This is a genomic window from Streptomyces sp. NPDC006743, assembly GCF_040703815.1.
Taxonomy (GTDB): Bacteria; Actinomycetota; Actinomycetes; order Streptomycetales; family Streptomycetaceae; genus Streptomyces.
The window spans coordinates 1-25,775 of the sequence record NZ_JBEYJA010000058.1 but is presented as its reverse complement, the minus strand read 5'-3'; the positions used below and the strand labels follow the sequence as shown (position 1 = coordinate 25,775).

The following is a 25,775-nucleotide window of genomic DNA, read 5'->3' as shown; positions in this document are numbered from 1 at the left end:
GTTCCTTACCTGTCAGAGGGATGACATGTCTCGGGCGTTCTGGGGCGTTTCCTGCTGATTTCCTGGGATTTGCGTCGGTCTGCCAGTGTGTGCCTGCACCGTTCCCCATCGTGTACCTCGGGTGAGGCAAACGTCATCTTTACTCACCGGTAACAGGGGTCGCGGGCGCCGCCGGGCCCCGATTCGGGGGTTCTCTTCCTGATCTCCTGCCGGGGGAGGGTTCCCAAACACGCAAAAGCGGGCAGAAGGGTGTGGTGTGTGTCACCGCTGATCGCGATACCGTGTCAGGAGTTGGGGCGACACAGCCGGGAACGTCACCGTTTCGGCGGTCCGGACCGCCGGGTACTTGCGCGATCCGGCCCGCCCGTGTGGACTACGGCCAACGCTTCGCGCACGCGCGGGGCTGAAGACCCAATCGCAACACCATCAGGAGGCAACCCGTGAGCGCGACCGCGGACCACGCGGAGGAGCGGACTAACCCGGCCGCCAGGCTGGGATTCCAGCCCGGGCAGGTGGTCCAGGAGATCGGCTACGACGAAGACGTCGACCAGGAGCTCCGCGAGTCCATCGAGGAAGTCATCGGCAGCGAACTCGTCGACGAGGACTACGACGACGTGGCCGACGCCGCGGTGCTCTGGTTCCGCGACGAGGACGGCGACCTGACGGACGCGCTGGTCGACGCCCTCGGGTTCCTCGAGGAGGGCGGCGTGATCCTGCTCCTGACGCCGAAGACCGGCCGGGACGGGTACGTCGAGCCCAGTGACATCGGCGAGGCCGCGACGACGGCCGGCCTGTCGCAGACCAAGAGCGTCAGCGTCGGCAAGGACTGGAACGGCACCAGGCTGCTGACGCCCAAGGTCGCCAAGCCCAAGAAGTAGCCCTCGCCCGCCCGCCCCGGACCCCGTGTCCGGGGCCCGGGCGCGCCTCCGGACGGGCCGGCCGCGTGTCGGCCCGTCCGCAGGCCCGCGGTGGTCGCTGCGTAGGGTGGTCTCACCCGAACAGCCCCACCGAAGGGAAGCAGCACGATGGCGATCCAGGTCGGCGACAAGGCACCCGACTTCGAGCTGAAGGACAACCACGGCCGCACCGTGCGGCTGTCCGACTTCCGCGACGAGAAGAACGTGGTGCTGCTCTTCTACCCCTTCGCCTTCACCGGCGTGTGCACCGGCGAGCTGTGCGCACTGCGCGACAACCTGCCCGAGTTCGTCAACGACGACACCCAGCTGCTCGCCGTCTCCAACGACTCCATCCACACCCTGCGTGTCTTCGCCGAGCAGGAGGGCCTGGAGTACCCCCTGCTGAGCGACTTCTGGCCGCACGGCGACACGTCGCGCGCCTACGGCGTCTTCGACGAGGACAAGGGCTGCGCCGTGCGCGGGACCTTCATCGTCGACAAGGAGGGTGTCGTGCGGTGGACCGTGGTCAACGCACTGCCGGACGCGCGCGACCTGAACGAGTACGTGAAGGCGCTCGGCAGCCTGTGAGCCGTCCTGTGCGCCGGCCGGGGGTTCGGGAGACCCGACACCTGGGAATCTTCGGCCACAGGGCCTGCGTGGGGCGGGAACCCGTCACTAGGATCGAAACGTTGATCCCATATCCGATGCACGACGGGGCTCCCCGCCCCCGGACACCAATGGAGGACTCGTGGGAGTCAGCCTCAGCAAGGGCGGCAACGTTTCGCTTTCGAAGGAGGCGCCGGGCCTGACCGCGGTCCTCGTCGGTCTGGGCTGGGACGCCCGCACGACGACCGGCACCGACTTCGACCTCGACGCCAGCGCCCTGCTGCTGAACAACGCGGGCAAGGTCGGCAACGACCAGAACTTCGTCTTCTTCAACAACCTCAAGAGCCCCGACGGCTCGGTCGAGCACACCGGTGACAACCTCACCGGTGAGGGCGAGGGCGACGACGAGGTGATCAAGGTCAACCTCGCGGGCGTCCCCGCCGACGTGGACAAGATCGTCTTCCCGGTCTCCATCTACGACGCAGAGAACCGCCAGCAGTCCTTCGGCCAGGTCCGCAACGCCTACATCCGCGTGGTGAACCAGGCCGGCGGCGCGGAGATCGCCCGGTACGACCTCAGCGAGGACGCCTCCACCGAGACCGCCATGGTCTTCGGCGAGCTGTACCGGCACGGCGCGGAGTGGAAGTTCCGCGCCATCGGCCAGGGGTACGCCTCGGGCCTGCGCGGCATCGCCCAGGACTTCGGCGTCAACGTCTGAGCGAGGAAGCACCCCCGCCGTCCGGCGCCGCGCGTTCTCGCGCGGCGCCGGACGCGCAGGAACCCACACACGCACCATCCACGGGGAGGACCAGATCATGGGCGTCACGCTCGCCAAGGGAGGCAACGTCTCCCTGTCCAAGGCCGCACCCAACCTGACCAACGTCATGGTCGGGCTCGGCTGGGACGCGCGCTCCACCACCGGAGCCCCCTTCGACCTCGACGCGAGCGCGCTGCTGTGCGGCGCCGGCAACCGGGTGCTGGGCGACGAGTGGTTCGTCTTCTACAACCAGCTCACCAGCCCCGACGGCTCGGTCGAGCACACCGGCGACAACCTCACGGGTGAGGGCGAGGGCGACGACGAGTCGATCCTGGTGGACCTTTCCCGGGTCCCCGTCCAGTGCGAGAAGATCGTCTTCCCGGTCTCGATCCACATGGCCGACGAGCGCGGGCAGACCTTCGGGCAGGTGAGCAACGCGTTCATCCGCGTGGTCAACCAGGCCGACGGGCAGGAACTCGCGCGCTACGACCTCAGCGAGGACGCCTCCACCGAAACGGCGATGATCTTCGGCGAGCTCTACCGCTACCAGGGCGAATGGAAGTTCCGGGCCGTGGGACAGGGGTACGCGTCCGGACTGCGCGGCATCGCTCTAGACTTCGGAGTCAACGTTTCGTAAAGCCGGGTACGGCGACGGGGGAGACCCGTACACAACGGATTGGGTAGCCAGTGCTTCTGAAAACCTTCGGCTGGTCGTTCGCGATCACCGTGCTCGGCTTGATCGCGGCAGTGTTCTACGGGGGCTGGACCGCCTTCGGGGTGGTGGCGATCCTCGCGGTCCTGGAGATCTCGCTCTCGTTCGACAACGCCGTGGTCAACGCCGGGATCCTGAAGAAGATGAATGCCTTCTGGCAGAAGATCTTCCTCACGGTGGGCGTGCTGATCGCCGTCTTCGGTATGCGGCTGGTCTTCCCCGTGGTCATCGTCGCCATCACCGCCAAGATGGGACCCCTCGAAGCCGTCAGACTGGCGTTCGACGACAAGGACCGGTACCAGCAACTGGTCACCGACGCCCACCCGTCGATCGCCGCCTTCGGCGGCATGTTCCTGCTGATGATCTTCCTCGACTTCATCTTCGAGGACCGGGACATCCAGTGGCTGCGCTGGATCGAGCGGCCGCTGGCCAAGCTCGGCAAGGTCGACATGCTGTCGGTCTGCATCTCCCTGATCGTCCTGCTGATCACCTCCTTCACCTTCGCCACCCACGCCCACCAGCACGGCGGTGCGCACGCCGACAAGGCGCAGACGGTCCTGATCGCGGGGATCGCCGGCCTGATCACGTACATGATCGTGGGCGGTCTGTCCGGGTTCTTCGAGGACCGGCTGGAGGAAGAGGAGGAGCGTGAGCACGAGGAGGAGGAAGAGGCCGCCCGCAGCGGCAAGCAGCGCTCGGCGGTCAAGCTGGCCGGCCAGGCCGCGTTCTTCATGTTCCTCTACCTGGAGGTCCTGGACGCGTCCTTCTCCTTCGACGGCGTGATCGGCGCCTTCGCCATCACCAACGACATCGTCCTGATGGCCCTCGGCCTCGGCATCGGTGCCATGTACGTCCGGTCCCTGACCGTCTACCTGGTCCGCCAGGGCACCCTCGACGACTACGTCTACCTGGAGCACGGCGCCCACTACGCGATCGGCGCCCTGGCCGTGATCCTCATGGTCACCATCCAGTACGAGATCAACGAGGTCATCACCGGCCTGGTCGGTGTCGTCCTGATCGCCTGGTCCTTCTGGTCCTCCGTCCGCCGCAACAAGGCCCTGGAGGCCGCCGAGGGAAAAGCGGCGGGCTCGGGAGAGAAGACTGAGGTCGAGTCCGGGGTGTGACGCCCCACCCGGTACGGGAACGCTCTGAGCGGGGCGGCCGACGGGACCACACGGCGAGCCGGGCCGGGTGGTCTCCGCACCGGCCGTCCCGCTCCATGCGTGCGGGGGTGGCCGAACGCGGTGAAGGTGGGGGCAGGAGATGGGTTTCTTCGACGGTCTGCGGGGCGGACGCCCGGCCGAGTTCGACTCGGGCAGCGCCGCGTCCAACGCGATCGAACTGACCAAACGGCACAGCCAGGTGTCGCTGACCAGACAGGGCGCGGCCACCGGGAACCTGCGCATCAACCTGAACTGGCGGATGCGCACCTCGGACATCGGCGGCGCCGCCCGGCAGAGCCTGCTGCGCCACCCCTTCAGGGCGCTGAAGCCGCCGGAGGTGCTCGGGCACAGCCAGTCGATGGTCAACGTCGACCTGGACCTCGGCTGCCTGTACGAGCTGGCCGACGGCACCAAGGGCGTCGTCCAGCCCCTCGGCGGCCTCCTCGGCGACGTCAACGCACCGCCGTACGTCAAGCTCAGCGGCGACGACCGGTTCGGCTCCGCCTCCGGTGAGACGATCTACGTCAACCTCGACCACCGCGACGACATCAGGCGGCTGCTGGTCTTCGTCTACATCTACGACCAGACCCCGGCCTTCGACCGCACCCACGCGGTCGTCACGCTCTACCCGAGCAACGGCCCGCGCATCGAGATCGGTCTCGACGAGCGCCACCCCCAGGCCCGCTCCTGCGCGGTCGTCCTCATCGAGAACGTGAAGGGCGAACTCACCGTCCGCCGCGAGGTCAAGTTCGTCTACGGCTTCCAGTCGGAGCTGGACCGGCTCTACGGGTGGGGACTGCAGTGGGGCAGGGGCTACAAGTCGAAGGCGGACCGCTAGGCCGCGCCGGGCCGGACGGCCGCTGGGCCGCGCCCCCGGGGAGGACCGCCGGGCCGCCCTCGGCCCGGGCGGACCGCTGGAGTCCGCTCGCCCGCGGAAGGCGGCGCGAGGCCGCCGCTGCCGATCGTATTCAGTCATGGCATGGCCGGTTCTGGCTGATAAGTTGCTGTGCACATGATCAAGCGCAGGTAATGATCACCAAGTTTGTCGTGCCTGTTTCCGTGTGCTCGCGCACGTCGGGGCAGGGGGGTGCGGGTCACAGCGGTTCGCACACGGGGGAACACACAAGGTGTCGCACGGACTGTCGGTGATCGACCGGATTCCTGGCCGCAAGGGCACCCTCCAGGAAGCGCCGCGCCGCCGAGCCCCCTGAACCGCTGCCCGTCCGCCGCACACCGCGGTGGACGGTCAGGGAGAAGGAGAAGGCATTGGCAACCGGATTCCGGGCTGTGCCGGGCGGGCGTGGCGTCGTGGTGACGCTCGTGGCCCTGGCGCTGCTCCTGGGACTGGATCTGCGCCCGGCGGCGGCCGACACCGCGCCGGCGTACGACAGAGCGGACGTCCTGGAGGTGTGGGGGACCGCGGGCCCGGGCGTGAAGCGGGCGGCGGAGGCCGCCCTGGTCGGCTCCGACCAGGACATCCAGACGTTCATGGGCAAGGACCTGCCCGTCCTGGAGGAAGAGGACCTGCGGGTGCAGGTCGCCCAGGTCATGGCCATCGGCGGCCCCGGTGTGCGGGCCGCGGCCAACACCGCGCTGAGCGGCGGGACCGACCAGCTCAAGGCGTTCCTCGACGAGGGCTTCGAGGCGCCGTACGACGAGGACCTGCGGGTGCAGGTCGCGCAGATCATGGCGTACGGCGGTCCGGGTGTGAAGGCCGCGGGGAACACGGCGCTGAACGGGACGCCCGACGACTGGCAGGCGTTCATCGACAAGGGCCAGTTCCGGCCCCGTGAGGACGACAACCGGATCCAGGTCCTGCGGCTGATGTCCGCGGGCGGTCCGAACGTCAAGCAGGTCGCGCAGCAGGCGCTGGACGGGACGCCGGAGGACGTGCAGGCGTTCCTGGACGACGGGTGGCAGGTCGCTTCCGCCCGGGACCAGGAGACGCTGACCGTCGCCCAGCTGGCCGACCTGGCGGACCACGCGCAGAAGCAGGCCAAGGAGCTGACCGACCAGGCCAAGGAGGAGGCGGCCAAGGCGGCGGCGGCCACCGCGGCCGCCAAGGCGGCGGCCCAGGTCGCCGCGCAGGAGGCGCTGGAGGCCAAGTCGTCCGCCGGGAAGGCGGCGGCCGCGGCTTCGCGCGCCGCGGCGGCGGCGGACCGGGCGGCGCAGGCGGCCCGTACGGCGGTGTCGGCGGCGGCAGCGGCCAACCGGGCGGCCCGGGTGGCCGCCAGTGCCGCGGCGCAGGCTGCGTACGCGGCCTCGCGCGCGGGCAGCGCCGCGTCCTCGGCGCGGGCGGCCGCCGCGGCGGCGGCCGGTGACGCCAACCAGGCGAAGCAGGCCCGCGAGGCGGCGGAGAACGCGCGCAAGGCCGCATCCGGCGCCAAGAAGGCGGCGGACGCCGCCGACCAGGCGGGTATCGCCGCGGACAACGCGGCGAAGGCGGCCGGTGCCGCCGCGTCGGCCGGCGCCAACGCGGCTGCCGCGGCCGCCGCCGCCGCGGACGCGGGCCGGTGGGCCGGTGAGGCCGGTTCCAAGAGCACCGAGGCGCAGCAGGCGGCGGCGCGTGCCAAGCGGCTGGCCGACCAGGCCACCCGGGCGGCCGGTGCCGCGCAGGCCAACGCCAACCAGGCCGCGACGGCGGCACGGCAGTCGCGCGACGCGGCCAACGCCGCCGCCGCGCACGCCGAGGCCGCCGCGACGGCGGCGGACAAGGCCGCCGACGAGGCGGGCAAGGCGGTGGACGCCGCGCAAGCGTCGACGGACGCGGCGAACGAGGCGAGCAAGGCGGCCGACGACGCGCAGACCGCGGCCGACCAGGCGGCGACCGTGGCCGACCTGGCCCGCAAGGCGGACGCCGAGCGGCTCGCCGAGCAGCAGGACGAGGACGTCCTCGCCGCGGAGGAGGCCAACAAGGAGCACGAGGCGCAGGTCGCCCAGGCCGCGTGGGAGGCGGGCCGGGTCCAGCAGCTGGACACCGAGACCCGGCAGCTCGTGCAGGACGCCGCCGCCTCCACCGACCCGCAGGTCACGGCCGCCAAGGGCCGCCAGGCCGCGGTCAACCTGCTCACCAGCGGGGGCACCTGGGTGAAGGACGCGGCCGAGACGGCCGTGACCGGCACCGACGAGGACGTGGCCGAGTTCGTGCGCACGGGGCTGGACATCGCCCTGGAGCAGGACGACCGCGTGAGCGTGGCGAACATCGCAGAGACCAGCGACAAGCCGGCGCAGCGGCAGGCCGCGCTGGACGTGCTGGACAAGCCGATCGACCAGGTCCGGGAGTTCCTGCGCACCCGCGCCTACCCGGGCAAGGAGGACGACGACCGGATCGCCGTCGGCAAGATCATGGCCGAGGGCGGCCCGGGCGTGAAGGCCGCCGGCAGCAAGGCGCTGGACGGCACCGCCGCCGATCTCCAGGAGTTCCTGGAGAGCGGCCAGTACAAGGCGCGCGAGGACGACGACCGGGTCGCCGTCTCCGCGGCCCTGGCCAGCGGCGGGCCCGAGGTCCAGGCCGCCGCGCAGGCGGCGCTGACCGGGCCGCCGGCCGGCCTGCGGTCCTTCCTCCAGACGGGCCTGTACCGGGCGCGGCAGCGTGACGCCAACGCCGCGTCCCACATCGCGGAGATCAACACCCTGCTGAGCGCCGCCTACAAGTCGGCCGCGCTCGCGCACGAGGACGCCGCCGAGGCGCAGCGCGTGGCCGCCAACGCCCGCAAGGACGCCGCCAAGGCCCTGGAATGGGCCGACAAGGCCAAGCACTCGGCCGAGCAGGCCTCCGACTACGCCGCGCAGGCCGACAAGTCCGCCGACGACGCGGCGGCCTCCGCCACCCGCGCCGCCGAGTCCGCGAAGACCGCCAGGGACGCGGCGGCCTCGGCCCAGAAGGACGCCCAGTCGGCCGCCCACTCCGCCCAGCAGGCGGAGCACTCCGCGGCGGTCGCCTCGGGCTACTCCGCCCAGGCGAGCACGTCCGCGTACCAGGCCGCGGCCTCCGCGAGCGCCGCGGGCAAGGACGCCGCGGCGGCGGCCAAGGCCTCCTCGGAGGCGCTGAAGATCGCCGCCGACAAGCTCGTGGCGGAGCTGAAGGCGCAGGTCCAGGAGGAGTCCAAGGACCCGAGCAAACCGCTCTCGGACAAGGAACTGCGCAAGGCCCTGGAGAAGCGGCTGTTCCAGTTCCGCAGGGAGCACGCCTTCAACGGCGACATCAAGGCCGGCGACACCATCCTGGTCTGCGGCGGTGACGGCGCCGGTGGCATGGGCTGCATCACCACCACCTACCTGGACCGCCTGATCGCCTGGTACGTCGGCATCGACGAGATCGAGAAGTGCTTCGACAAGTTCGACTCGTCGTGCATGAAGGACCTCGCGCTGCACGCTCTCAGGTACAAGTTCCTGAGAAAGTCGCCGTGCAACAGCTTCGCGCCCGGCACCCGGGTGCTGCTGGCCGGCCGGCGGACCAAGCCCATCGAGGACGTCAGGGTCGGCGACCGCGTGGTGGCCACCGACCCGGAGTCCGGGCGGACGGTGGCCGAGCCCGTCGAGGCGACCATCACCGGCAGGGGGCGCAAGGCACTCGTCGACGTCACGGTCGGCCGGTCGGCGGCCGGGCACGGCGGCACGGTGGTCACCACCGACAAGCACCCCTTCTGGGTGGCCGACGGCCGCGGCGCCTGGCGTGACGCGGACCAGCTCACCCCCGGCATGCGGCTGCGCACCGACGCCGGCAAGCGGGCGCGGATCACGGCGACCCGCGCCTGGACCGCCCCCGACCAGCGGGTCTACAACCTGACGGTCGCGGAACTGCACACCTACTACGTCCTGGCCGGCGACACCGCGGTGCTGGTCCACAACGCGGGCAAGTTCTGCGGGGCCGACGCGGACGCGCTCCAGCACTGGGACAAGGCGACCTTCAGCAGCGCGGAGGAGACCGCGGTCTACCATCTCGACAAGCACGGCAAGGGCAGGACCCTCGCCGAGTACACCAAGGAAGCGATGGATCTCTGGAACAAGACCAGGCCCGAGGACCGCATCCCGTGGAAGCTGAGGAACGGCGAGATGGGGTGGAAGATCCGCGGCGGCCTGTTCGGCGGCGAGGGGATCTACACCAAGGACGGGAAGATCGTCACCTGGCATGACTGACACAGCAGCCGGGTTCCGCGCGGCCTTCGAGGCCTTCCGGGCCCTGCCCTACCCCGACTACCCCCGTGAGGAGGCGCTGCGCGACTGGAACTCCCGCCTGCTCGACCTCGACGGGTACGTCGCGGGGTACGCGACACGGGTGTACGACGGCCGGATCGGCGCCGCCGAGGTGCCCGGCACCGAGGCGCTGGTCCTGGAGGCCGAGACCCTCCGGCAGGACCTCGACGCGATCACCCCGCACGGGGCGGACGAGGCGCGGCTGGTGAACGACTACCGCGCGTACACCGAGGCGCTGGAGCGGATGGTCCGGCTGCTCGCGGCGCTCGCCCGGACGGCGTGAGCGCCGGGGCCGCGGTTCACCGGCGGGTCACCGTCCGATGAACTGCGGCCCCTGCGGGGGCAGCCGGAAGTCCGGGTCGGGGACCGCCGCCACCGGCGGCGGGTACCCCTGCCCGGAGGGTGCCCCCGTGGGCTGCGCGCCGAAGCCGTACGCCGGCTGCGGATACCCGTAGGCCGGCTGCGGCGCCGTGGCCGGCGGCGTCTGCGGCTGCCGCGGATACGCGTACGTGGGGGGCTGCTCGGGCGGCAGCGGCTGGGCCGCCGAGGGCGCCGCCCCCACCGCCGTGCCGTCCGTGCCGGCGCTCCCGGCGGACTCCTCCGTCTCGTCGACCGAGATGCCGTAGTCCGTCGCGAGCCCCATCAGCCCGTTCGAGTAGCCCTCGCCCAGCGCGCGGAACTTCCACGACTCGCCCCGGCGGTACAGCTCACCGCAGATCAGCGCGGTCTCCTGGCCGGTCTCGGGCTTGATGTCGAAGGACGCCAGCGGCTCGGCGTCGGCCACCGCCGCGTCGTACAGCAGGATGCTCAGCTCCCGCACCCGCTCGAAGGCGACGCCGTCCGCCGAGGCGACCAGCAGGATCCGGCTCACCTCCGGCTCCACACCGAGCAGGTCGGTCTGGATCGTGTCGGTCAGCGCCTGGGCGGTCCGCCGCTTGCCCAGCCGCCAGACCTTCCCCGACGGGTGCCGCGGCTGGTTGTAGAAGACGAAGTCCTCGTCGGAGCGGGCACGGCCGCCGGGGCCGAGGAGCAGCGCCGACGCGTCGACGTCCGGCACCCCCTGGCCGGGCGTCCACCGCACCACGGCCCGTACCGTGGCGGCCTCCAGCGGGACGTTCGACCCCTTCAGCATCGCGCGCGTCATGCGGTCATCCTGCCCTCTCGGTCCTGGTCACGACAACGCGGCCCGGACACCGCACGGCCGCCCCCGCCCCGTTACCAGAAGTTCATGCCCCCCGGGAACCACCGACACCGACTCGTACGTACTATTACCGGCCACCTTTTCCACGTCGCGCGCCACCACGAGGGAGCTACATGCGTCATTTCGGGCACCTCGCTCCGCAGGTGCGTCAGCGCCTCTTCCACCGGGAGCCGGGGGAGTTCACCGCCGACTCGCCGGCGCGGCTGCTCTCCGCCGCCCTGGGCGCCACCCTCTACAGCCCGGCCACCCGCCTCCGCCTGGCCGACGACGTCGTCAAGCAGGCCGCCCGCGGCGTGGTCTCCATGGTGCTGTGCCTGGAGGACTCCATCGACGACGCGGAGGTGGAGCAGGGCGAGGCGAACCTCGTGCGGCAGTTCGCGGCCCTGGCCGCGCTCCCCGCGCCCGTGACGCTCCCGCTGCTGTTCGTCCGGGTCCGTACCGCCGGGCAGATACCCGACCTGGTGCGGCGCCTGGGACCCGCGGTCCGGCTGCTGTCCGGATTCGTCCTGCCGAAGTTCACCGGCGACCGCGGACTGCCGTTCCTGGAGGCGGTGCAGGCCGCCGAGGCGGCCTGCGGACGGCGGCTGTTCGCCATGCCCGTCCTGGAGTCGCCCGAACTGCTCTACCGGGAGAGCCGGGTGGAGACCCTGGAGGGGATCTTCCGCGCGGTCGACAAGTACCGCGACCGGGTCCTCGCCCTGCGCCTGGGCGTCACCGACTTCTGCTCCTCCTACGGGCTGCGCCGGGCCCCCGACATGACGGCCTACGACGTCCAGATCGTCGCCTCCGTCATCGCCGACGTCGTCAACATGCTCGGCCGCGCCGACGGCACCGGGTTCACCGTGACCGGCCCGGTGTGGGAGTACTTCCGGGCACAGGAGCGCATGTTCAAGCCGCAGTTGCGGCAGAGCCCCTTCCTTGAGGTGCAGGCGGCCGGGCTGCGCGAGACACTGATCGAGCACGCCATGGACGGGCTGCTGCGGGAGATCTCCCTGGACCAGGCCAACGGGCTGCTGGGCAAGACCTGCATCCACCCCTCGCACGTGCTCCCCGTGCACGCCCTGTCCGTCGTCAGTCACGAGGAGTACAGCGACGCGGCGGACATCCTGCGGCCCGAGCGCGGCGGCGGGGGCGTGCTCAGGTCGGCGTACACCAACAAGATGAACGAGGTGAAGCCGCACCGCGCCTGGGCCGAGCGGACCCTGCTGCGCGCCGAGGTCTTCGGCGTCGCCCGTGAGGACGTCGGCTTCGTGGAACTGCTCGCCGCGGGCATCCCCGGCGGACCGGCCGCCCCCTGACCGCCGCCCGCCCCGGCCTCCCCGGCCCCGCCCCCACCCCAAGGAACGCATGAACAAGGCAGTGCACGACGGCATATGGTCCGGCACCTGGGTCGCCGAGCGGCTCGGCGTGGAACTGGTGGGCGGCGGTGAACTGACCGGCCTGCTCGGTCTCGCGCTGCGCCGCAACCCCAAGCGCGCCCACCTCCTGGTCTCCCACGTCCTCGGCAAGCACGTACCGCAGTCGCCGTCGGTGGTCTACGGGCACGGGCTCGCCCTGGGCCGCCGCGTCCGGGACCTGCTCGGCGAGGACGAGGCCGCCCGCGCCGTCGTCCTCGGGTACGCGGAGACCGCGACCGGCCTGGGCCACTCGGTCGCCGACGGCCTGGGAGCGGTCCCCTACCTGCACTCCACCCGCAGGCCCGTCCCCGGCGTGCGGCCGGCCGGCGGCTTCGAGGAGTCCCACTCGCACGCCACCTCCCACCTGCTGCTGCCGGAGGACCCGGGGCTGCTGGCCACGAGCGGCCCGCTGGTGCTGGTGGACGACGAGTTCTCCACCGGCAGCACCGTCCTGAACACCATCCGCGACCTGCACGCCCGCCACCCGCGCACGCGGTACGTGGTGGTCGCCCTGGTGGACATGCGCTCGGCGGCCGACACCGCCCGCCTGGACGACTTCGCCCGCGCCATCGGCGCCCGCGTCGACCTCGTCGCCGCCGCCTCGGGCACGGTCCGCCTCCCCGAGGGCGTCCTGGCGAAGGGGCAGGAACTGGTCGCCCGGTACGAGAAGGCGGCGCCGCACGCGCAGGAGCCCGCCGCGTCCCCCGCCCCGCACCCGCCCGGCCAGGTCGTCCGGGTCGGCCTGGACTGGCCCCGCGGCCTGCCGGACGGCGCCCGGCACGGCTTCACCCCGGCGCACCGCGAACGGCTGGAGCGCGCCCTGCCCGCCATGGCGGACCGGCTCGCCCGCGCCCTGCCCCCCGGCGCCCGCCGGATCCTGGTCCTCGGCTGCGAGGAACTGATGTACGCGCCGCTGCGGCTCGCCCACGAGCTGGAGCGGACCACCGGCGCCGAGGTGCGCTTCTCCACCACCACCCGCTCACCCGTCCTCGCCGTCGACGACCCCGGCTACGCCATCCGCAGCCGCCTGGTCTTCCCCGCGCACGACGACCCGGCCGACGGCCCGGGCGAGCGCTACGCCTACAACGTGGCGGACGCCGGCTTCGACGCCGTCATCGTCGTCGTCGACTCGGCCGCCGACACCCCGTCCCTGCACGCGCCCGGCGGCCTGCCGGCCCGCCTCGCCGCCCACACCCCGCACGTCCTGCTCACGGTCGTGCCGTCCTACGTCCCCGCCCTCGCGCAGGAACCCCGGCCGGCCCGGGGCGCCCGGGAGAGTCAGGAAAGTCCCCCCATGCTGCCCGAGCCCCTGCGCGGCCCCGCCTTCTCCTCGTACGCGCCCGAGGAGGTCGGCTGGCTGCTCCAGGACCTCTCGGACGTCACCCTGGAGGCGCCGACCGAGGAGCGCGAGGAGGCCATCCAGAGCGGCGGCGCCCACTACGCCGAGTCCCTGCCGGTGGAGTACCAGCCCAGCGACCAGTACCAGGAGCTGTTCCACGCGGCCCTCGGCGCCTCGGCGGGCCGGCTCGCCCAGGCCGTCGGCGCGGTCACCGAACTCGTCCTCGCCGAGCGCTCCCCCCGCCCGGTCCTGGTCTCCCTGGCCCGCGCCGGAACGCCCGTCGGTGTGCTGATGCGCCGCTGGGCCGCCTTCCGGCACGGACTCGAACTGCCGCACTACGCCGTCTCGATCGTGCGCGGCCGGGGCATCGACGCCAACGCGCTGCGCTGGCTGGCCGCCCACCACGACCCGGCCGACGTCGTCTTCGTCGACGGCTGGACCGGCAAGGGCGCCATCACCCGGGAACTGGCCGAGGCGATCCGCGCGTTCGAGGAGACGGGCGGCGCCACCGGCTTCGACCCGGAGATCGCCGTGCTCGCCGACCCGGGCTCGTGCGTACGCACCTACGGCACCCGGGAGGACTTCCTCATCCCCTCCGCCTGCCTCAACTCCACCGTGTCCGGGCTCGTCTCGCGCACCGTGCTCCGCGCCGACCTGGTCGGACCGCGCGACTTCCACGGCGCGAAGTTCTACCGGGACCTGGCAGGCGCCGACCTGTCGAACGTCTTCCTCGACACCGTCGCCGCCCGCTTCGGTGAGGTCACCGACGCCGTCGAGGTGACCGTCAAGGAACTGCTGGCCGGCGACCGCGCACCGACCTGGGCGGGCTGGGCGGCGGTCGAGCGGATCAGCGAGGAGTACGGCATCCACGACGTGAACCTGGTCAAGCCGGGCGTCGGCGAGACCACGCGCGTACTGCTGCGCCGCGTGCCGTGGAAGATCCTGGCGCGGGCCGGGGCCGGCGCGGACCTGGACCACGTGCGCCTGCTGGCCGGGCAACGAGGAGTGCCCGTCGAGGAGGTGGCCGCGCTGCCGTACACCTGCGTGGGACTGATCCACCCCCGCTTCACGCGCGGGGCGACCGGCGCCGACGGGAAGGCGGTGGCGCTCTGATGCCGGTACTGGTGGCCAGCGACCTCGACCGCACGCTCATCTACTCCGCCGGGGCGCTGGCCCTGACCGTCCCGGACGAGCGGGCACCGCGGCTGCTGTGCGTGGAGGTGTACGAGGGAAGGCCGCTGTCGTTCATGACGCAGACCGCGGCCGGGCTGCTCGGCGACCTCGCGGACACGGCGCTGTTCGTACCGGCCACGACCCGCACCCGCGAGCAGTACCTGCGCGTCCGCCTCCCCGGCCCGGCCCCGGCCTACGCGGTCTGCGCCAACGGCGGCCACCTGCTGGTCGACGGTGTCGCGGACCAGGACTGGCACCGGCAGGTCACCGGCCGGCTGGCCGAGGAGTGCGCGCCGCTCGACGAGGTGCGCGAGCACCTGCTGCGGACCGCCGACCCGGCGTGGGTGCGCAAGCACCGCACCGCCGAGGACCTGTTCGCCTATCTCGTCGTGGAGCGCGAGCTGCTGCCCGAGCAGTGGGTGAAGGAACTGGTGGCGTGGGCCGGGCAGCGCGGCTGGAAGGTCTCGCTCCAGGGCCGCAAGGTCTACGCCGTCCCCGAGCCGCTCACCAAGGGCGCCGCCGTCCGCGAGGTCGCCCGCCGCACCGGGGCCGGCCTGGTGCTCGGGGCGGGCGACGCGCTGCTGGACGCCGACCTGCTGCTGGCCGTGGACCGCGGCTGGCGGCCGGGCCACGGGGAACTGGCGGAGACGGGCTGGACGGCGCCCGGCATCAGCGCGCTGCCCGAGCGCGGGGTGCTGGCGGGGGAGCGGATCGTACGGGAGTTCGTCGCGGCGGCCGCCGCACCGCGCTGACGCGGGCCGGGCGGGTGCGGACGCCGCCCGGCCGGCCGCCCCGCTCAGCCGCAGCAGCCCCCGCCGCAGCAGCCGCCCCCGCCGCCCGGTCCCTGGGCGCGCGGGGCGCTCGCGGAGCCGCCCACGGCGACCGTGGACAGCAGCTTGACCGTGTCGTCGTGCCCGGCGGGGCAGGTCGCCGGGTCGGCGGACTGCGCCATGGGACGGTTCAGTTCGAAGGTGTCGCCGCAACTGCGGCAGCGGTACTCGTAGCGAGGCATGCGTCCAGGTTAGGACAGGCCCCGACGGGCGTGACCGGAGACACAGAGCTTGGTGATTCTTGTGTGTTCGCTTCTGTCCCGTTCTCATGCGGAGGAATTGAAAAGACGGCTGATAATTTTGTCTCGCCGTGAGAGCCGCGAAGCGGCTGGGAGTGAGGGGGCAGGCGGCCGCGGTTGCGGCGGCTGTGTCGACCCGCGCGAGCAACACGGGGTGCGGAGGGAGACGCAGTCGTGAGCGAGGCAGGGCAGGGGGAGGGCCTTCCGGAGGAAGGCCGCCCACCCCGGGCGCGCCGCGCCGGGCCGGGCAGTGCCCCGGACGCGCCGGACACCGGAGGGGACGGGTCCGGGACGCGCGGACGCGCGGACGAGACCGTCCAGTTGAACGTCGACGCGCTGCGCCGCGAGGAGCGCGCGGCACGGCGGGAATCCGGCGCCGTCCCGCGCCCGGACGAGACGATGCAGCTGAAGGTCGACGCCCTGCGCGCGCGCCTGCCCGGACGCCCGAGGCGGCCGCGGGAGCGCAGCGAGCGGGAATCCGGCGAGCCGCGCCGGCGGCAGACGGACGAGCGGGGCACGCGGGAGACGGACGGCCGGGGCACGCGGGAGACGGACGGCCGGGGCACGCGGGAGACGGACGAGCCGCAGCTGCACGAGACCATGCAACTGCGCGTGTTCCGGCCGAAGTCGGACCCGACCCGCGCCTCCGGTCCGAGCGCGTCGGACCCGACCCGCGCCTCGGAGGCGTCCCCTGCGTCCGAGGCGTCCCGCGCCTCGGACGGCGCCCGCACGCCCCGGCGGCGGGCCGGTCGCCGCAAGCCGAGCCGGCCGCGCATCCTGCCGCACGCCGTCACCCGCCTCACCGGCCCCCTCGCCCGGCGCCTGGCCCCCTTCCTCGCGGTGCTCGCGCCCTGGGCCCGCAAGCTCAAACCGGTCTACCCGCGCCGCGGACGCACCGGCTGGCGCCGCTGGATGCCCTCCTGGCGGCAGTGGATCGGCCTGGCCTTCTCCGGCATCGGCCTGACCACCCTCTTCCTCGTCGTCGCCTACGCCGCCACGGACATACCGGAGAACCTGAACTCGTACGCCACCCAGCAGGACAACGTCTACTTCTGGTCCGACGGCACCCCGATGGCCCGCACCGGCTGGGTGCAGCGCCAGGCGATGCCGCTGAAGGACATACCCGAGGACGTCCGCTGGGCGGTGCTCGCCGCCGAGAACGAGAGCTTCTACAGCGACCCGGGCATCTCCTTCAAGGGCATCACCCGCGCCCTGTGGCGGACCGTCGGCAAGGGCGACACCGAGGGCGGCTCGACCATCACCCAGCAGTACGTCAAGAACGTCTACCTGACGCAGAACCAGACCGTCAGCCGCAAGTTCACCGAGGCGATGATCTCCCTCAAGCTCGACAACAAGATGAGCAAGGACAAGATCCTCGAGGGCTATCTGAACACCAGCTGGTTCGGCCGCGGCACCTACGGCATCCAGCGCGCCGCCCAGGCCTACTACGGCAAGGACGTCAGCGAACTCAACGCCAGCGAGGCCGCGTTCCTCGCCTCCCTGCTCAAGGGCGCGGGCCTGTACGACCCCACGCTCGGCCCCTCGAACCACGCCCGCGCCGTCAAGCGCTGGAAGTGGACCCTGGACCGCATGGTCAAGATCGGCAAGCTGTCCAAGGACGAGCGCGCCAAGTACACGACGTTCCCCGAGCCGCTCAAGCGCAACCCGCTCTCCGACACCGGCCGGCAGAGCGACTACCTGGTCGAACTGGCGTCGCAGTACGCCAAGGACACCGCGCACCTGTCCGACAAGGACTTCGACCTGGGCGGCTACCAGATCTACACGACCTTCGACCGCAAGCGGGAGACCGCCCTCACCGACGTCGTCACCAAGGCCCGCAAGAAGGCCCGGGAGAGCGCCCCGAAGACGACGAAGACCGCGCACTACGGCGCCGCCTCGGTGGCCGCCGACGGCCGGATCGTCGCCGTCTACGGCGGCCCCGACCACCGCACGCAGGGCTACAACGAGTCCAACGCCGCCACGGTCCCGGCCGGTTCGGCCTTCCAGCCGTTCGTCTACGCGGCCGGCCTGGAGCACGGTGTCGTCAAACAGCGCGACGCCCCCCGCGTGCCGATCTCCCCGGACACCGTCTACGACGGGGACGACGCCGTGCCCGTCCACACACCCGAGGGCCCCTACTGGGACCGCAGCGGCCGCAAGGTGGCCGCCCACAACGACGGCAAGAAGTCCTTCGGCCCCGTCACCCTGCGCAAGGCGCTCGCGCAGTCCGTGAACACGCCGTTCATGCAGCTCGGCATGGACACCGGCCTGGACAAGGTCAAGGAGACCGCCGTCGCCTCCGGGCTGCTGTCCTCCAGCGTGGGACCGCAGGTGCCCGCCCTGTCCACGGGCAACGCCCGGCCCAGCGCCATCCGCATGGCCAGCGGCTACGCCACCTTCGACGCCGCGGGCGTGCACACCGAGCCGTACTCGGTGCTGCGCATCACCCGCAACGGCTCCGACGTGCCGGTGGACCGCCCGCTGAGCGGGCAGGCGGTCAGCACCCGTGTCGCCCAGCAGGTCGACGACGCGCTCGCCGACGCCTTCCGCACCGCCCACCCCGGGGCGGCGCCGGCAGCGGCCCGGGTCACCGGCAAGGCCGGCACCACCGAGGACGACACCGCCGCCTGGTACGTGGGCAGCGCCCGGAAGGTGACCACGGCGGTCGTCCTCTACCGCATGGACCTGGCCAAGAGCCTGGAGCCGCTGCCGCTGAAGGGGATCGACACCACCGGAACCGGCAGCGTCCCGTACGCCATCTGGGAGGGTGCCATGAAGCCACTCGGCTGACCCGTCTCGTGAGCCGCCCCCGCTGCCGGCGTCCCCCGCCCGGCGGAGCCCGCGCCAGCCTCCCGCAGCCCTCCCCACGCAGATTCGAGCCGCCCATGAAGCCGCCCCCCGGCCGCCGTCGCAAGGCCCCCGCGCGCCGCCGCCCCTCCCGACCGCACTTCATCACCCTGGCCGCCTTCCTGGTCGTCGCCTCCGTGGTGGCCGGCTTCCTCGCCCTGACCCGCCCCGACTCCACCACGCCGACCGCCTCCGACGGCGTGAAGGGCACCGCCCGCAAGAGCCCCGCCCCCGCCCCCTCGCCCACGGGGAGCAAGGAGCCCGAGTGGGACGGCAAGGTCAAGGTCCTCGGTGACGGCTCCACCTCCTACACCGGGCCGCAGAAGGGCGAGTTGAAGCCCGTACCGCTCAAACCGGGCGAGAAACCGCCGCAGTTCGTGGTGTTCTCCTGGGACGGCGCGCTGGAGGGCAGCGACCACCTGTTCTCGCACTACCGGGAGCTGGCCAAGGAGTACAACGCCCACATGACCTTCTTCCTCACGGGCATCTACCTGCTGCCCAAGAGCAAGAAGAGCCTCTACCACCCGCCGATGCACAACCCCGGTGACGCCGCCATCGACTACGCCACCGACGAGCACATCCGCGACACGCTGGGGCAACTGCGCCTCGCCTACGAGCAGGGCAACGAGATCGGCACCCACTTCAACGGCCACTTCTGCGGCTCCAAGGGCGGCGGCGACTGGAGCGTCAAGGAGTGGAAGAGCGAGATCGACCAGTTCTACGACTTCGTGGAGAAATGGAAGACCAACACCGGCTTCAAGGACGTCGCGCCGCTGCCCTTCGACTTCCGCAAGGAGGTCACCGGCGGCCGTGCGCCCTGCCTGGAGGGCCAGCCCAACCTGCTGAAGGCGATGAAGGACTACGGCTGGCGCTACGACGCCTCCTCGCCCGGTGACTTCCAGATCTGGCCCACGAAGAAGAACGGCATCTGGGACTTCCCGCTCCAGATGCTCCCCTACGAGTCCGGCAAGTACCAGGGCCTGTCCATGGACTTCAACTTCCTCTACAACCAGTCCGAGGGCGAGACCAAGGGCGACCCCGCCAAGTACCCGCAGTGGGAGAAGCAGACCGTCGACTCCTACATGGCGGGCTTCAACCGTGCCTACTACGGCAGCCGGGCGCCGCTGTTCATCGGCAACCACTTCGAGGACTGGAACGGCGGTATCTACATGAAGTCCATCGACCAGGTCATCAAGAACGTCTGCACCAAAGAGGGCGTCAAGTGCGTGTCGTTCAAGGAGCTGGCGGACTGGATGGACGTGCAGAAGCCCGAGACGCTGCAGGCCCTGCGCGGACTGGATCCGGCGCAGTCGCCCGACTGGTCCTCGGTGGTCAAGTGAGCCCGGTAACCCCTTGGTTGCACTTGCGCACACCCTCTTCACAACCGGCGCGCGTGTCATGCGAAGATGCGACCGCCCGGTAGGTGTACCGGCGTAGAGGGGAACATCATTGAAATCCAGAAAACTGAGCCGTAAGCGGCGTCGCGCCACCATAGTCACCGCCGCTGCCGCCTCGGTGGTCGCGGGCGTGGCCCTGGTGCCCAACTGGAGCGCGGGCGCGGCGGTCACCGACGACCCGACGGTGGACGCGGCCACCAAGGCCACCTTCCAGAAGCTCGCGGACGCGGTCTTCACCGACCGCACCCAGGCCCTGGTCGACGGCGGCACCGGCGGCGCGCAGGGGAAGAAGGGGCACCACGAGCGGCTGTCCTCGCGCTTCTCCGGCAAGGTCCGCATGTCCGGCACGCAGTCCCACCACGAGGACTCCGCGCTGTCCGAACTGCGCGGCCGCAAGGACCGCCTGGAGAAGCTCGGCGAGAAGTACAGCGCGGGCAGCACCACCGTCACGCTGGACGCCACCCAGGTCAAGGGCCACGACGCCAAGGTCGCGGTGACCGAGAGCACGACCCTGACCTACGAGAAGGTCCGCGGCAACGAGCCGAAGAACACCGGCTTCCAGGCGCACCACGAACTGTCGTTCCACGCCGACAAGCACGGCAACTGGCAGCTCACCGGCATCCGCGACACCGACGACGGCGTGGCCGTGAACCAGCCCGCCGCCCCGCCGGCCGCGAAGCCCGCCACGGCCGCCGACGACGGCAACCCGCCGGACGCGCCGCGCTCGTCGACGGCGAAGAGCGCCCCGGCCAACAAGAAGAACCTCACTTCGGGCACGTACGACTACCAGGCCATGGCGGCGTACGCGAAGAAGTACTGGAGCAACTACAACCCGGACTACCCGAACTTCAACGGGCAGGGGGCCGGCGGCGACTGCACCAACTTCGTCAGCCAGTCCCTGAAGGCCGGCGGCTGGAAGCACGTCCCCGGCTACACGACCGACTTCCACAAGTGGTTCGGCAACAACGAGATCCAGTCGGACTCGTTCGTCGGGGTCAACGAGTTCTCCTGGTTCGCCCTGTCCTCCAAGCGGGTCACCAGCCTGCCGTACGTCTACCAGATGGACGTCGGTGACGTGCTCCAGGTGGACTTCAACCGGGACGGGTCCAAGGACCACTCCATGATCGTCACCTACCGCAGCCCGCAGGGCGTGCCGTACGTGTCGTACCACTCCACCAACACCTACAACAGGTCGGTGGCGAGCCTCATCGCGTCGTACCCGAACGCGTACTACTACGCCTACCGCACGTGACCGCTGCCGGTGCGTTAACGGAGCGGGGGCCGGGCCACCGCGGGCCCCGGCCTCAGTGACCGGCTCCCCGCTCCTCCCGGATCTGCGACACCACCCGGGCCGCCGTCCGCCGGACCGCGTCGGTCTCCGTCAGGAAGTGCCAGTAGTCCGGATGGCGGCCCTCCAGGCCCGTGACCGCCCGTTCCAGCCGGGCCACCGCGTCGTCCAGCGGACGCGCGTGCCGCGGATCCGGCGTCGTACGGCCCGTCATCGCCAGCCGCTGCGCGTCCCGGATCGCGAACCGGGTCTTCTCGATCTCTCCCTGCGGGTCCTTCTGCACGGCGTTCAGCCGGGCCAGCCGGTCCCCGGCCGCCGAGACCGCCTCGTCGGTGGTGTTCAGCAGCGCCCGCACCGTCGACAGCAGCGCGGTCGCGTCCGGCCAGCGCTGCGCGTCCCGGGCGGCCTGCGCCTCCTTCAGCCTCGCCTCGGCCTGCCGCACGTTCTGCGCGGCCTGCTCGGGGACGTGCTGGAGGTCCTGCCAGCAGGCGGCCGTGAACCGCCGGCGCAGCTCGCTGAGGACCGGCTCCACCTGGCCGCTGCGGGTGGTGAGCGCCTGCGCACGGGTGCGCAGGGACACCAGCCGGTGGTCGATCTCGGCGGCCTTCTCCGGCAGCCGCCCGGCCTCGGCCCGGATCGCCTCCGCCTCCCGCGACACCCGCTCGGCCCGCTCCAGCGTCGCCTGCACGCCGTGCTGCCCCGCCCCCTGGTTCAGCTTGGTCAGCTCGGGGGCGAGCGCGGCCAGCCGGGCCGCGAGGTCGTCCGCCCTGAGCCCCGCGCCACGGGTCGCGTCCAGCGCGCTGCTGGCGGCCAGCAGCGCCTGCCGGGCGCGCTCGACGGCGGGCGCGAGCCGGGCCAGCTGGGTCTCGGCCTTGCCGAGCAGCGGCCCGAGCCCACTGCTGAAACGGTCCAGCTCGCGCTTGACGTTCAGCAGTTCGTCCTTCGCGGCGGTCAGGTCGGCGCGGGCCCGGGCGGCGGCGGAGGCCTCCAGGTCGTCGCGGTCCAGGTCGGTCGCGTCGACGGCCTGGATGTAGCGCCGGCTGGCCTCGTCGATCCGCAGGCCCAGCGCCTCGAAGTCGGCGACGGCGCGGCGGGCGGCCGGCGAGGCGTCGACGGCGGTGATGGTCTCCATCGAGATCCGCAGGTCGCGCTGGGCGGTGTCCAGTTCGTAGAAGGCTGACGCCGCCGCGTCCTTGGCCGCCTGCGCCTCGGCCCGCTGGCTCTCGGCCCGGCCGCCGAACCAGCGCCGGGTGCCGCCCCCGGCGAAGGCGCCGGGCAGCGCGAGCACGGCGAACAGGGGCAGCGCCACGAGGGCGAGGACGTCACCGGCGGGCCGGGCCCCGGAGCGGGACCGCGGGGAGGCCGCGCGCGGCCGGCGGGAGGGGCGGGGCGCGGGCGGGGTGGCTGGTTGTGGCGGGGCGGCCGGTCCTGCCGGGGTGGCTGGTTTCCCCGCGGGGGCCGGTCCTGCCGGGCCGGCGGCCGGTCGCCGCGCAGTGGCCGGTGCGGCGGATGCCGTCGTGTCCGGGGCCGTGACCGGTGGGGTCGGGACGGCCGGTGCCTTCGTGGCCGTGGCCGTGGTGGCTGCGGCCGGGGTGGCCGCTGCCGTGACCGTGGCCGGTGCGGTCGGGGTGGCCGGTGGCGGTGGGGAGGCCGGTCCTGTCCGCGTGGCAGGAGTGGCCGGAGTGGGCGGTGTCGCCCCTGCCGCCGGTGTGGCCGTCATCCCTCTCCCCGTGCCGTCGTCCGCCCCGCGTGGAATCAGCGTGGAAATCATTCTCCCACCTGTGCAGGACGAACACACGGGCCGATCAGTTCGCCGTACGCACCGTGATGCTTCCGTCGGCGGTCCGCGCGGACACGACGTGGGCGCTGGAGCCGTCGCGGGGCACCGACACATGGGTGGAGCCGTCGTGGGTCTTCGCCGTCACCCGGTACGGGGCCCGGGGCAGCGCCACGGTGACGGAGCCGTCGGAGGTGTGCGCGTCGACCAGGTCGGGCACGGCGCCGAGGTCGAGGTGGACCGAGCCGTCGGCGGTGGTGGCCCGCACCCGGCGCGAGGAGACCTCCGCCCGCACGGAGCCGTCGTGGGTGCGCAGTTCCAGCGGTCCGGTGCTGCCGGTGACGCGCACGGACCCGTCCGAGGTGCGGATGTCCAGCGGATCCTCGAAGCCGTGCGCCCGCACGCTGCCGTCCTTCTCCCGCACCTTCACGGTGACGCCGCGCGGCACCTCGATCCGGTGCCTTGCGTCGCAGTCGGCGACGATCCCGGAGCACTTCAGGCGCAGCACCAGCCGGTCGTCCTTCATCGACCAGGTCACCCGCGGGTCGTCGCCCACGAGCACATGGCCCTTGAACCACCGCGTGACCCGGACGGTGCGCGCCTTGACGTCGTCGGCGGCGACGAGTTCCAGCGCCGAGTCGTCGGAGTCCACGGTCAGGGTGCGGCCGTGCAGGGCGAAAGAGCGGTGGTCGGGGTCCTTGTCGTCCCCGGCAGAGCCCCCGCAGGCGGTCGCCGTGGCGAGCAGGGCCGCGACCACGCCGGTGACGGCGGCGGCACGGACGGGAACGGTTCGGGACATGACGGTCTCCCCCTGGGACAGGCCGGTACGGGCTGACGCGGACGGTTGCGGTGGGTGTCTTCCGCTGTGGTCACCATCGACCGTAGGGGGAGCGGGCGGGGCGGAGAATCCGGTGCACCGGCGGATCGGGGGTGGGGAAAACCCCCGTGTGCCCGGTGCGTGCGCCGCCGGGGACGCCGAAGGCCCAGGTCCTCGGGGGCACCCCGTGGACCTGGGCCTTCGCTCGCGTGTCGCGACCGGTGGGCGCGGACGGTTTCGAACCGCCGACATCCTGCTTGTAAGGCAGGCGCTCTACCCCTGAGCTACGCACCCGGGACGAGTGGACAGCCTACCCTGCCAGGGGGACTGCCCCGCAAACCCGTTGTGCGCCCCGGGGAGCGGTGCGGCGGGCCAGGGCCGGGCCGCGGCGGATCACGCGCCGTCGTCCCCGCCCCCGCCCGCGGGCCCGGTGTTCTCGTGGGCGTGCTTGAGCCGGCTGCGGGCGGTGACGGCGTCGGTGCCGGTGAACTCGGACCAGTACCGGTGGGTGGTGACGAACACCGCCAGCTCGTGCTCGCGGCGGCGGAGTTTCTCCACCTCGGCCTGTTCGTCGGCGGTCCAGCCGGGGGAGGCGGGGCGTTCCACCTTGCGCCAGCCGCCGTCGTCGCTGAACCCGTCCAGCGGTTCGACCGACCACGGCAGCCGTTTCAGCAGGGCGGCCAGCTCGGCCCGGACCTGATGCAGCTCCTCCTGGCCGGCGAGGAGGTCACTCGGGAAGTCATAGGGCGTAGCCACGGCGCAATGCTACGCCTGTTCGATTTTGGGTCGCGACTTGCTTCGGTGGGCTCATCCGTTCGAGAAATCGCCGGTCGCGGCCCGTTGTCAGACCCCTGTCCTACGGTGGCGGAATGGAGAAGACGGACGGCGGCACGGACAAGACGGCGGTACGGCTGGAACCCTGGGGCGAGGACGACTTGTGGCTGCTGCGGCTGCACAACAGCCCCGAGATGACCGCGCACCTGGGCGGTCCGGAGAGTGAGGAGAAGCTCGCCGAGCGCCACCGGCGCTACCTGGAACTGCCGGCCGGGCGGATGTACCGGGTGGTGTCGGCGGCCGACGGGGCCACCGCGGGCTCGATCGGCTTCTGGGAGCGGTCCTGGCGGGGCGAGACCGTGTGGGAGACGGGGTGGGCGATATCGCCCGCCTTCCAGGGGCGGGGACTGGCGGCGCGCGCGGCGTCGGCGCTGGTGGCACAGGTGCGCGCCGTCGGCACGCACCCCCGGCTGCACGCGTACCCGCGTGTGGACCACCCCGCCTCCAACGGCGTCTGCCGCCGGGCCGGCTTCACCCTGCTGGGAGAGGTCGAGTTCGAGTACCCGAAGGGCCACTGGATCACGTCCAACGACTGGTGCCTCGACCTGACGGCACCGGCGGGCCTCACCGACGGCCCGCAGTGAGGAGACCGCAGACATGTGCCGGAGCATCAAGACGCTGCGTCCGCCCGCCCTGCCCGAGGAGGCGACGGGTGACGAGATCCGCGCCGCCGCGCTGCAGTACGTCCGCAAGGTGTCGGGGTTCCGCGCGCCCGCCGCGCACAACCGCGAGGTCTTCGACCACGCGGTCGAGGTGATCGCGGCGGCCACGGAGGAACTGCTCGCGGGACTGGAGGTGCGGGGACAGGGGACGCGCGCGGCGGCCGGGTGAGGCCCGTCCGCCGGACCGGGCGGACGGAAACCGATGACAGCGCCGGGGGTGCCTGGGAGTCCGGTGCCGCGGCCGGACCGAGGGTGCCGGGGAGTCCGGTGCCGCTGGTGGGACCGGGGGTGCCTGGGGCGCCCGGTGCCGCGGGCCGGAAGGTCTGCCGTGCGCCGCGAGCCGGGGAACCCGTCCGCTCACGGCACCGGCTGTGGTCCTGTCGTCACCTTCCCGTCGTCGCCCGGACGGCGGCCCGGCGGCGTCCGGTGCGTGCTCTCGGCGTGCGGGGCGGAAGTCCTCGTACCGGGCCGTACCCGGGTTTTCGTCCGGTGCGGCGAGAAGGCGTGCCAGGCGTGGCGGGGCAAGCGGGAATTCGACGGCAGGGCCTGCTAGTACTCCAGCAGCGTTTCGCTATCTGGCCTGGTCAGAGGCGTCGTCTGGAGTGTAGTCGGCTGGTGTTGTGTCAGGGGTGGTCTTGCTGGAC

At 72.2% G+C, this 25,775-nt stretch carries 21 protein-coding genes and 1 tRNA gene; 16 read left to right on the top strand and 6 right to left on the bottom strand.

Features of this window, described 5'->3' with window-relative positions; translation table 11 throughout:
* Positions 1 to 440: 440 nt before the first annotated feature.
* The 8 genes from ABZ719_RS32060 (at position 441) to ABZ719_RS32025 (ending at position 9,613) form a co-directional block, all read left to right on the top strand.
* Entirely contained in the window at positions 441 to 878 is a 438-nt protein-coding gene (locus tag ABZ719_RS32060; RefSeq protein WP_037854185.1) for a DUF3052 domain-containing protein, read from the top strand.
* A gap of 147 nt (positions 879 to 1,025) precedes the next feature.
* Positions 1,026 to 1,484 (top strand): peroxiredoxin, encoded by a 459-nt coding sequence (locus ABZ719_RS32055; protein ID WP_366728658.1) that lies wholly within the window; start codon positions 1,026 to 1,028, stop codon positions 1,482 to 1,484.
* A gap of 160 nt (positions 1,485 to 1,644) precedes the next feature.
* Positions 1,645 to 2,220 carry a TerD family protein gene (locus ABZ719_RS32050; RefSeq protein WP_366728657.1) on the top strand — a complete coding sequence of 192 codons (576 nt, stop codon included), beginning with the start codon at positions 1,645 to 1,647 and terminating at the stop codon, positions 2,218 to 2,220.
* Between the two features lie 97 nt (positions 2,221 to 2,317).
* The gene (locus ABZ719_RS32045) at positions 2,318 to 2,896 is read left to right on the top strand and encodes a TerD family protein (protein ID WP_037854182.1); all 579 of its coding nucleotides are present in this window, start codon (positions 2,318 to 2,320) and stop codon (positions 2,894 to 2,896) included.
* Positions 2,897 to 2,946: 50 nt separating this feature from the next.
* A complete protein-coding gene (locus ABZ719_RS32040; RefSeq protein ID WP_366728656.1) occupies positions 2,947 to 4,095 on the top strand; it encodes a DUF475 domain-containing protein in 1,149 nt (382 codons plus the stop codon).
* Between the two features lie 139 nt (positions 4,096 to 4,234).
* Positions 4,235 to 4,972 carry a Tellurium resistance gene (locus tag ABZ719_RS32035; protein WP_366728655.1) on the top strand — a complete coding sequence of 246 codons (738 nt, stop codon included), beginning with the start codon at positions 4,235 to 4,237 and terminating at the stop codon, positions 4,970 to 4,972.
* A gap of 428 nt (positions 4,973 to 5,400) precedes the next feature.
* Positions 5,401 to 9,273: a polymorphic toxin-type HINT domain-containing protein gene (locus tag ABZ719_RS32030; protein ID WP_366728654.1), complete on the top strand. Its 3,873-nt coding sequence runs from the start codon at positions 5,401 to 5,403 to the stop codon at positions 9,271 to 9,273.
* Positions 9,266 to 9,613, top strand: a complete 348-nt coding sequence (locus ABZ719_RS32025; protein WP_366728653.1) for a hypothetical protein — start codon at positions 9,266 to 9,268, stop codon at positions 9,611 to 9,613. Before ABZ719_RS32030 ends, ABZ719_RS32025 begins: the two co-directional genes overlap by 8 nt.
* A gap of 27 nt (positions 9,614 to 9,640) precedes the next feature.
* Here ABZ719_RS32025 and ABZ719_RS32020 read toward each other — a convergent pair whose 3' ends face one another.
* A complete protein-coding gene (locus ABZ719_RS32020) occupies positions 9,641 to 10,474 on the bottom strand; it encodes a TerD family protein (protein WP_366728652.1) in 834 nt (277 codons plus the stop codon).
* A gap of 170 nt (positions 10,475 to 10,644) precedes the next feature.
* On the opposite strand from ABZ719_RS32020, the gene ABZ719_RS32015 reads away from it, so the two are divergent.
* Genes ABZ719_RS32015 through ABZ719_RS32005 form a run of 3 tightly spaced genes read left to right on the top strand, consistent with a single transcriptional unit; the run spans position 10,645 to position 15,192 of the window.
* Positions 10,645 to 11,829, top strand: coding sequence for an HpcH/HpaI aldolase/citrate lyase family protein (locus tag ABZ719_RS32015; RefSeq protein ID WP_366728651.1), 1,185 nt, complete (start codon positions 10,645 to 10,647; stop codon positions 11,827 to 11,829).
* A 49-nt stretch (positions 11,830 to 11,878) separates the two neighbouring features.
* Positions 11,879 to 14,380, top strand: a complete 2,502-nt coding sequence (locus ABZ719_RS32010; RefSeq protein WP_366728650.1) for a phosphoribosyltransferase — start codon at positions 11,879 to 11,881, stop codon at positions 14,378 to 14,380.
* The gene (locus ABZ719_RS32005; protein ID WP_366728649.1) at positions 14,380 to 15,192 is read left to right on the top strand and encodes an HAD family hydrolase; all 813 of its coding nucleotides are present in this window, start codon (positions 14,380 to 14,382) and stop codon (positions 15,190 to 15,192) included. Before ABZ719_RS32010 ends, ABZ719_RS32005 begins: the two co-directional genes overlap by 1 nt.
* Before the next feature lie 44 nt (positions 15,193 to 15,236).
* Here ABZ719_RS32005 and ABZ719_RS32000 read toward each other — a convergent pair whose 3' ends face one another.
* Positions 15,237 to 15,452, bottom strand: coding sequence for a zinc ribbon domain-containing protein (locus tag ABZ719_RS32000; protein ID WP_366728648.1), 216 nt, complete (start codon positions 15,450 to 15,452; stop codon positions 15,237 to 15,239).
* 657 nt (positions 15,453 to 16,109) lie between these two features.
* Between ABZ719_RS32000 and ABZ719_RS31995 the strand changes: the two genes are divergently transcribed.
* The 3 genes from ABZ719_RS31995 to ABZ719_RS31985 all read left to right on the top strand — a co-directional run bounded on the left by ABZ719_RS31995 (position 16,110) and on the right by ABZ719_RS31985 (position 21,005).
* Positions 16,110 to 18,299 carry a transglycosylase domain-containing protein gene (locus tag ABZ719_RS31995; RefSeq protein WP_366728671.1) on the top strand — a complete coding sequence of 730 codons (2,190 nt, stop codon included), beginning with the start codon at positions 16,110 to 16,112 and terminating at the stop codon, positions 18,297 to 18,299.
* Between the two features lie 95 nt (positions 18,300 to 18,394).
* Positions 18,395 to 19,696, top strand: a complete 1,302-nt coding sequence (locus tag ABZ719_RS31990) for a hypothetical protein (protein WP_366728647.1) — start codon at positions 18,395 to 18,397, stop codon at positions 19,694 to 19,696.
* A gap of 175 nt (positions 19,697 to 19,871) precedes the next feature.
* Positions 19,872 to 21,005, top strand: a complete 1,134-nt coding sequence (locus ABZ719_RS31985; RefSeq protein WP_366728670.1) for an amidase domain-containing protein — start codon at positions 19,872 to 19,874, stop codon at positions 21,003 to 21,005.
* A 52-nt stretch (positions 21,006 to 21,057) separates the two neighbouring features.
* On the opposite strand, the gene ABZ719_RS31980 is transcribed toward ABZ719_RS31985, so the two are convergent.
* From ABZ719_RS31980 to ABZ719_RS31965, 4 genes are all read right to left on the bottom strand, one after another.
* Positions 21,058 to 22,350, bottom strand: coding sequence for a hypothetical protein (locus tag ABZ719_RS31980; protein ID WP_366728645.1), 1,293 nt, complete (start codon positions 22,348 to 22,350; stop codon positions 21,058 to 21,060).
* Positions 22,351 to 22,846: 496 nt separating this feature from the next.
* Positions 22,847 to 23,617 carry a DUF4097 family beta strand repeat-containing protein gene (locus ABZ719_RS31975; protein WP_366728643.1) on the bottom strand — a complete coding sequence of 257 codons (771 nt, stop codon included), beginning with the start codon at positions 23,615 to 23,617 and terminating at the stop codon, positions 22,847 to 22,849.
* Between the two features lie 240 nt (positions 23,618 to 23,857).
* A tRNA-Val gene (locus ABZ719_RS31970) sits at positions 23,858 to 23,929 on the bottom strand.
* 99 nt (positions 23,930 to 24,028) lie between these two features.
* Positions 24,029 to 24,391 carry a hypothetical protein gene (locus tag ABZ719_RS31965; protein WP_366728642.1) on the bottom strand — a complete coding sequence of 121 codons (363 nt, stop codon included), beginning with the start codon at positions 24,389 to 24,391 and terminating at the stop codon, positions 24,029 to 24,031.
* 113 nt (positions 24,392 to 24,504) lie between these two features.
* On the opposite strand from ABZ719_RS31965, the gene ABZ719_RS31960 reads away from it, so the two are divergent.
* Positions 24,505 to 25,053: a GNAT family N-acetyltransferase gene (locus ABZ719_RS31960; RefSeq protein WP_366728641.1), complete on the top strand. Its 549-nt coding sequence runs from the start codon at positions 24,505 to 24,507 to the stop codon at positions 25,051 to 25,053.
* Positions 25,054 to 25,066: 13 nt separating this feature from the next.
* Positions 25,067 to 25,300, top strand: coding sequence for a DUF2277 domain-containing protein (locus ABZ719_RS31955; protein WP_037854156.1), 234 nt, complete (start codon positions 25,067 to 25,069; stop codon positions 25,298 to 25,300).
* The last annotated feature ends 475 nt before the right edge of the window (positions 25,301 to 25,775 follow it).

Bases quoted from the DNA above. Each gene is read 5' to 3' on its own strand.
- ABZ719_RS32055 (WP_366728658.1), top strand. From the start codon at position 1,026: ATGGCGATCCAGGTCGGCGACAAGGCACCCGACTTCGAGCTGAAGGAC.
- ABZ719_RS32045 (WP_037854182.1), top strand. From the start codon at position 2,318: ATGGGCGTCACGCTCGCCAAGGGAGGCAACGTCTCCCTGTCCAAGGCC.
- ABZ719_RS32035 (WP_366728655.1), top strand. From the start codon at position 4,235: ATGGGTTTCTTCGACGGTCTGCGGGGCGGACGCCCGGCCGAGTTCGAC.
- ABZ719_RS32025 (WP_366728653.1), top strand. From the start codon at position 9,266: ATGACTGACACAGCAGCCGGGTTCCGCGCGGCCTTCGAGGCCTTCCGG.
- ABZ719_RS32020 (WP_366728652.1), bottom strand. From the start codon at position 10,474: ATGACGCGCGCGATGCTGAAGGGGTCGAACGTCCCGCTGGAGGCCGCC.
- ABZ719_RS32015 (WP_366728651.1), top strand. From the start codon at position 10,645: ATGCGTCATTTCGGGCACCTCGCTCCGCAGGTGCGTCAGCGCCTCTTC.
- ABZ719_RS32010 (WP_366728650.1), top strand. From the start codon at position 11,879: ATGAACAAGGCAGTGCACGACGGCATATGGTCCGGCACCTGGGTCGCC.
- ABZ719_RS32005 (WP_366728649.1), top strand. From the start codon at position 14,380: ATGCCGGTACTGGTGGCCAGCGACCTCGACCGCACGCTCATCTACTCC.
- ABZ719_RS32000 (WP_366728648.1), bottom strand. From the start codon at position 15,452: ATGCCTCGCTACGAGTACCGCTGCCGCAGTTGCGGCGACACCTTCGAA.
- ABZ719_RS31995 (WP_366728671.1), top strand. From the start codon at position 16,110: ATGCAACTGCGCGTGTTCCGGCCGAAGTCGGACCCGACCCGCGCCTCC.
- ABZ719_RS31990 (WP_366728647.1), top strand. From the start codon at position 18,395: ATGAAGCCGCCCCCCGGCCGCCGTCGCAAGGCCCCCGCGCGCCGCCGC.
- ABZ719_RS31975 (WP_366728643.1), bottom strand. From the start codon at position 23,617: ATGTCCCGAACCGTTCCCGTCCGTGCCGCCGCCGTCACCGGCGTGGTC.
- ABZ719_RS31960 (WP_366728641.1), top strand. From the start codon at position 24,505: ATGGAGAAGACGGACGGCGGCACGGACAAGACGGCGGTACGGCTGGAA.
- ABZ719_RS31955 (WP_037854156.1), top strand. From the start codon at position 25,067: ATGTGCCGGAGCATCAAGACGCTGCGTCCGCCCGCCCTGCCCGAGGAG.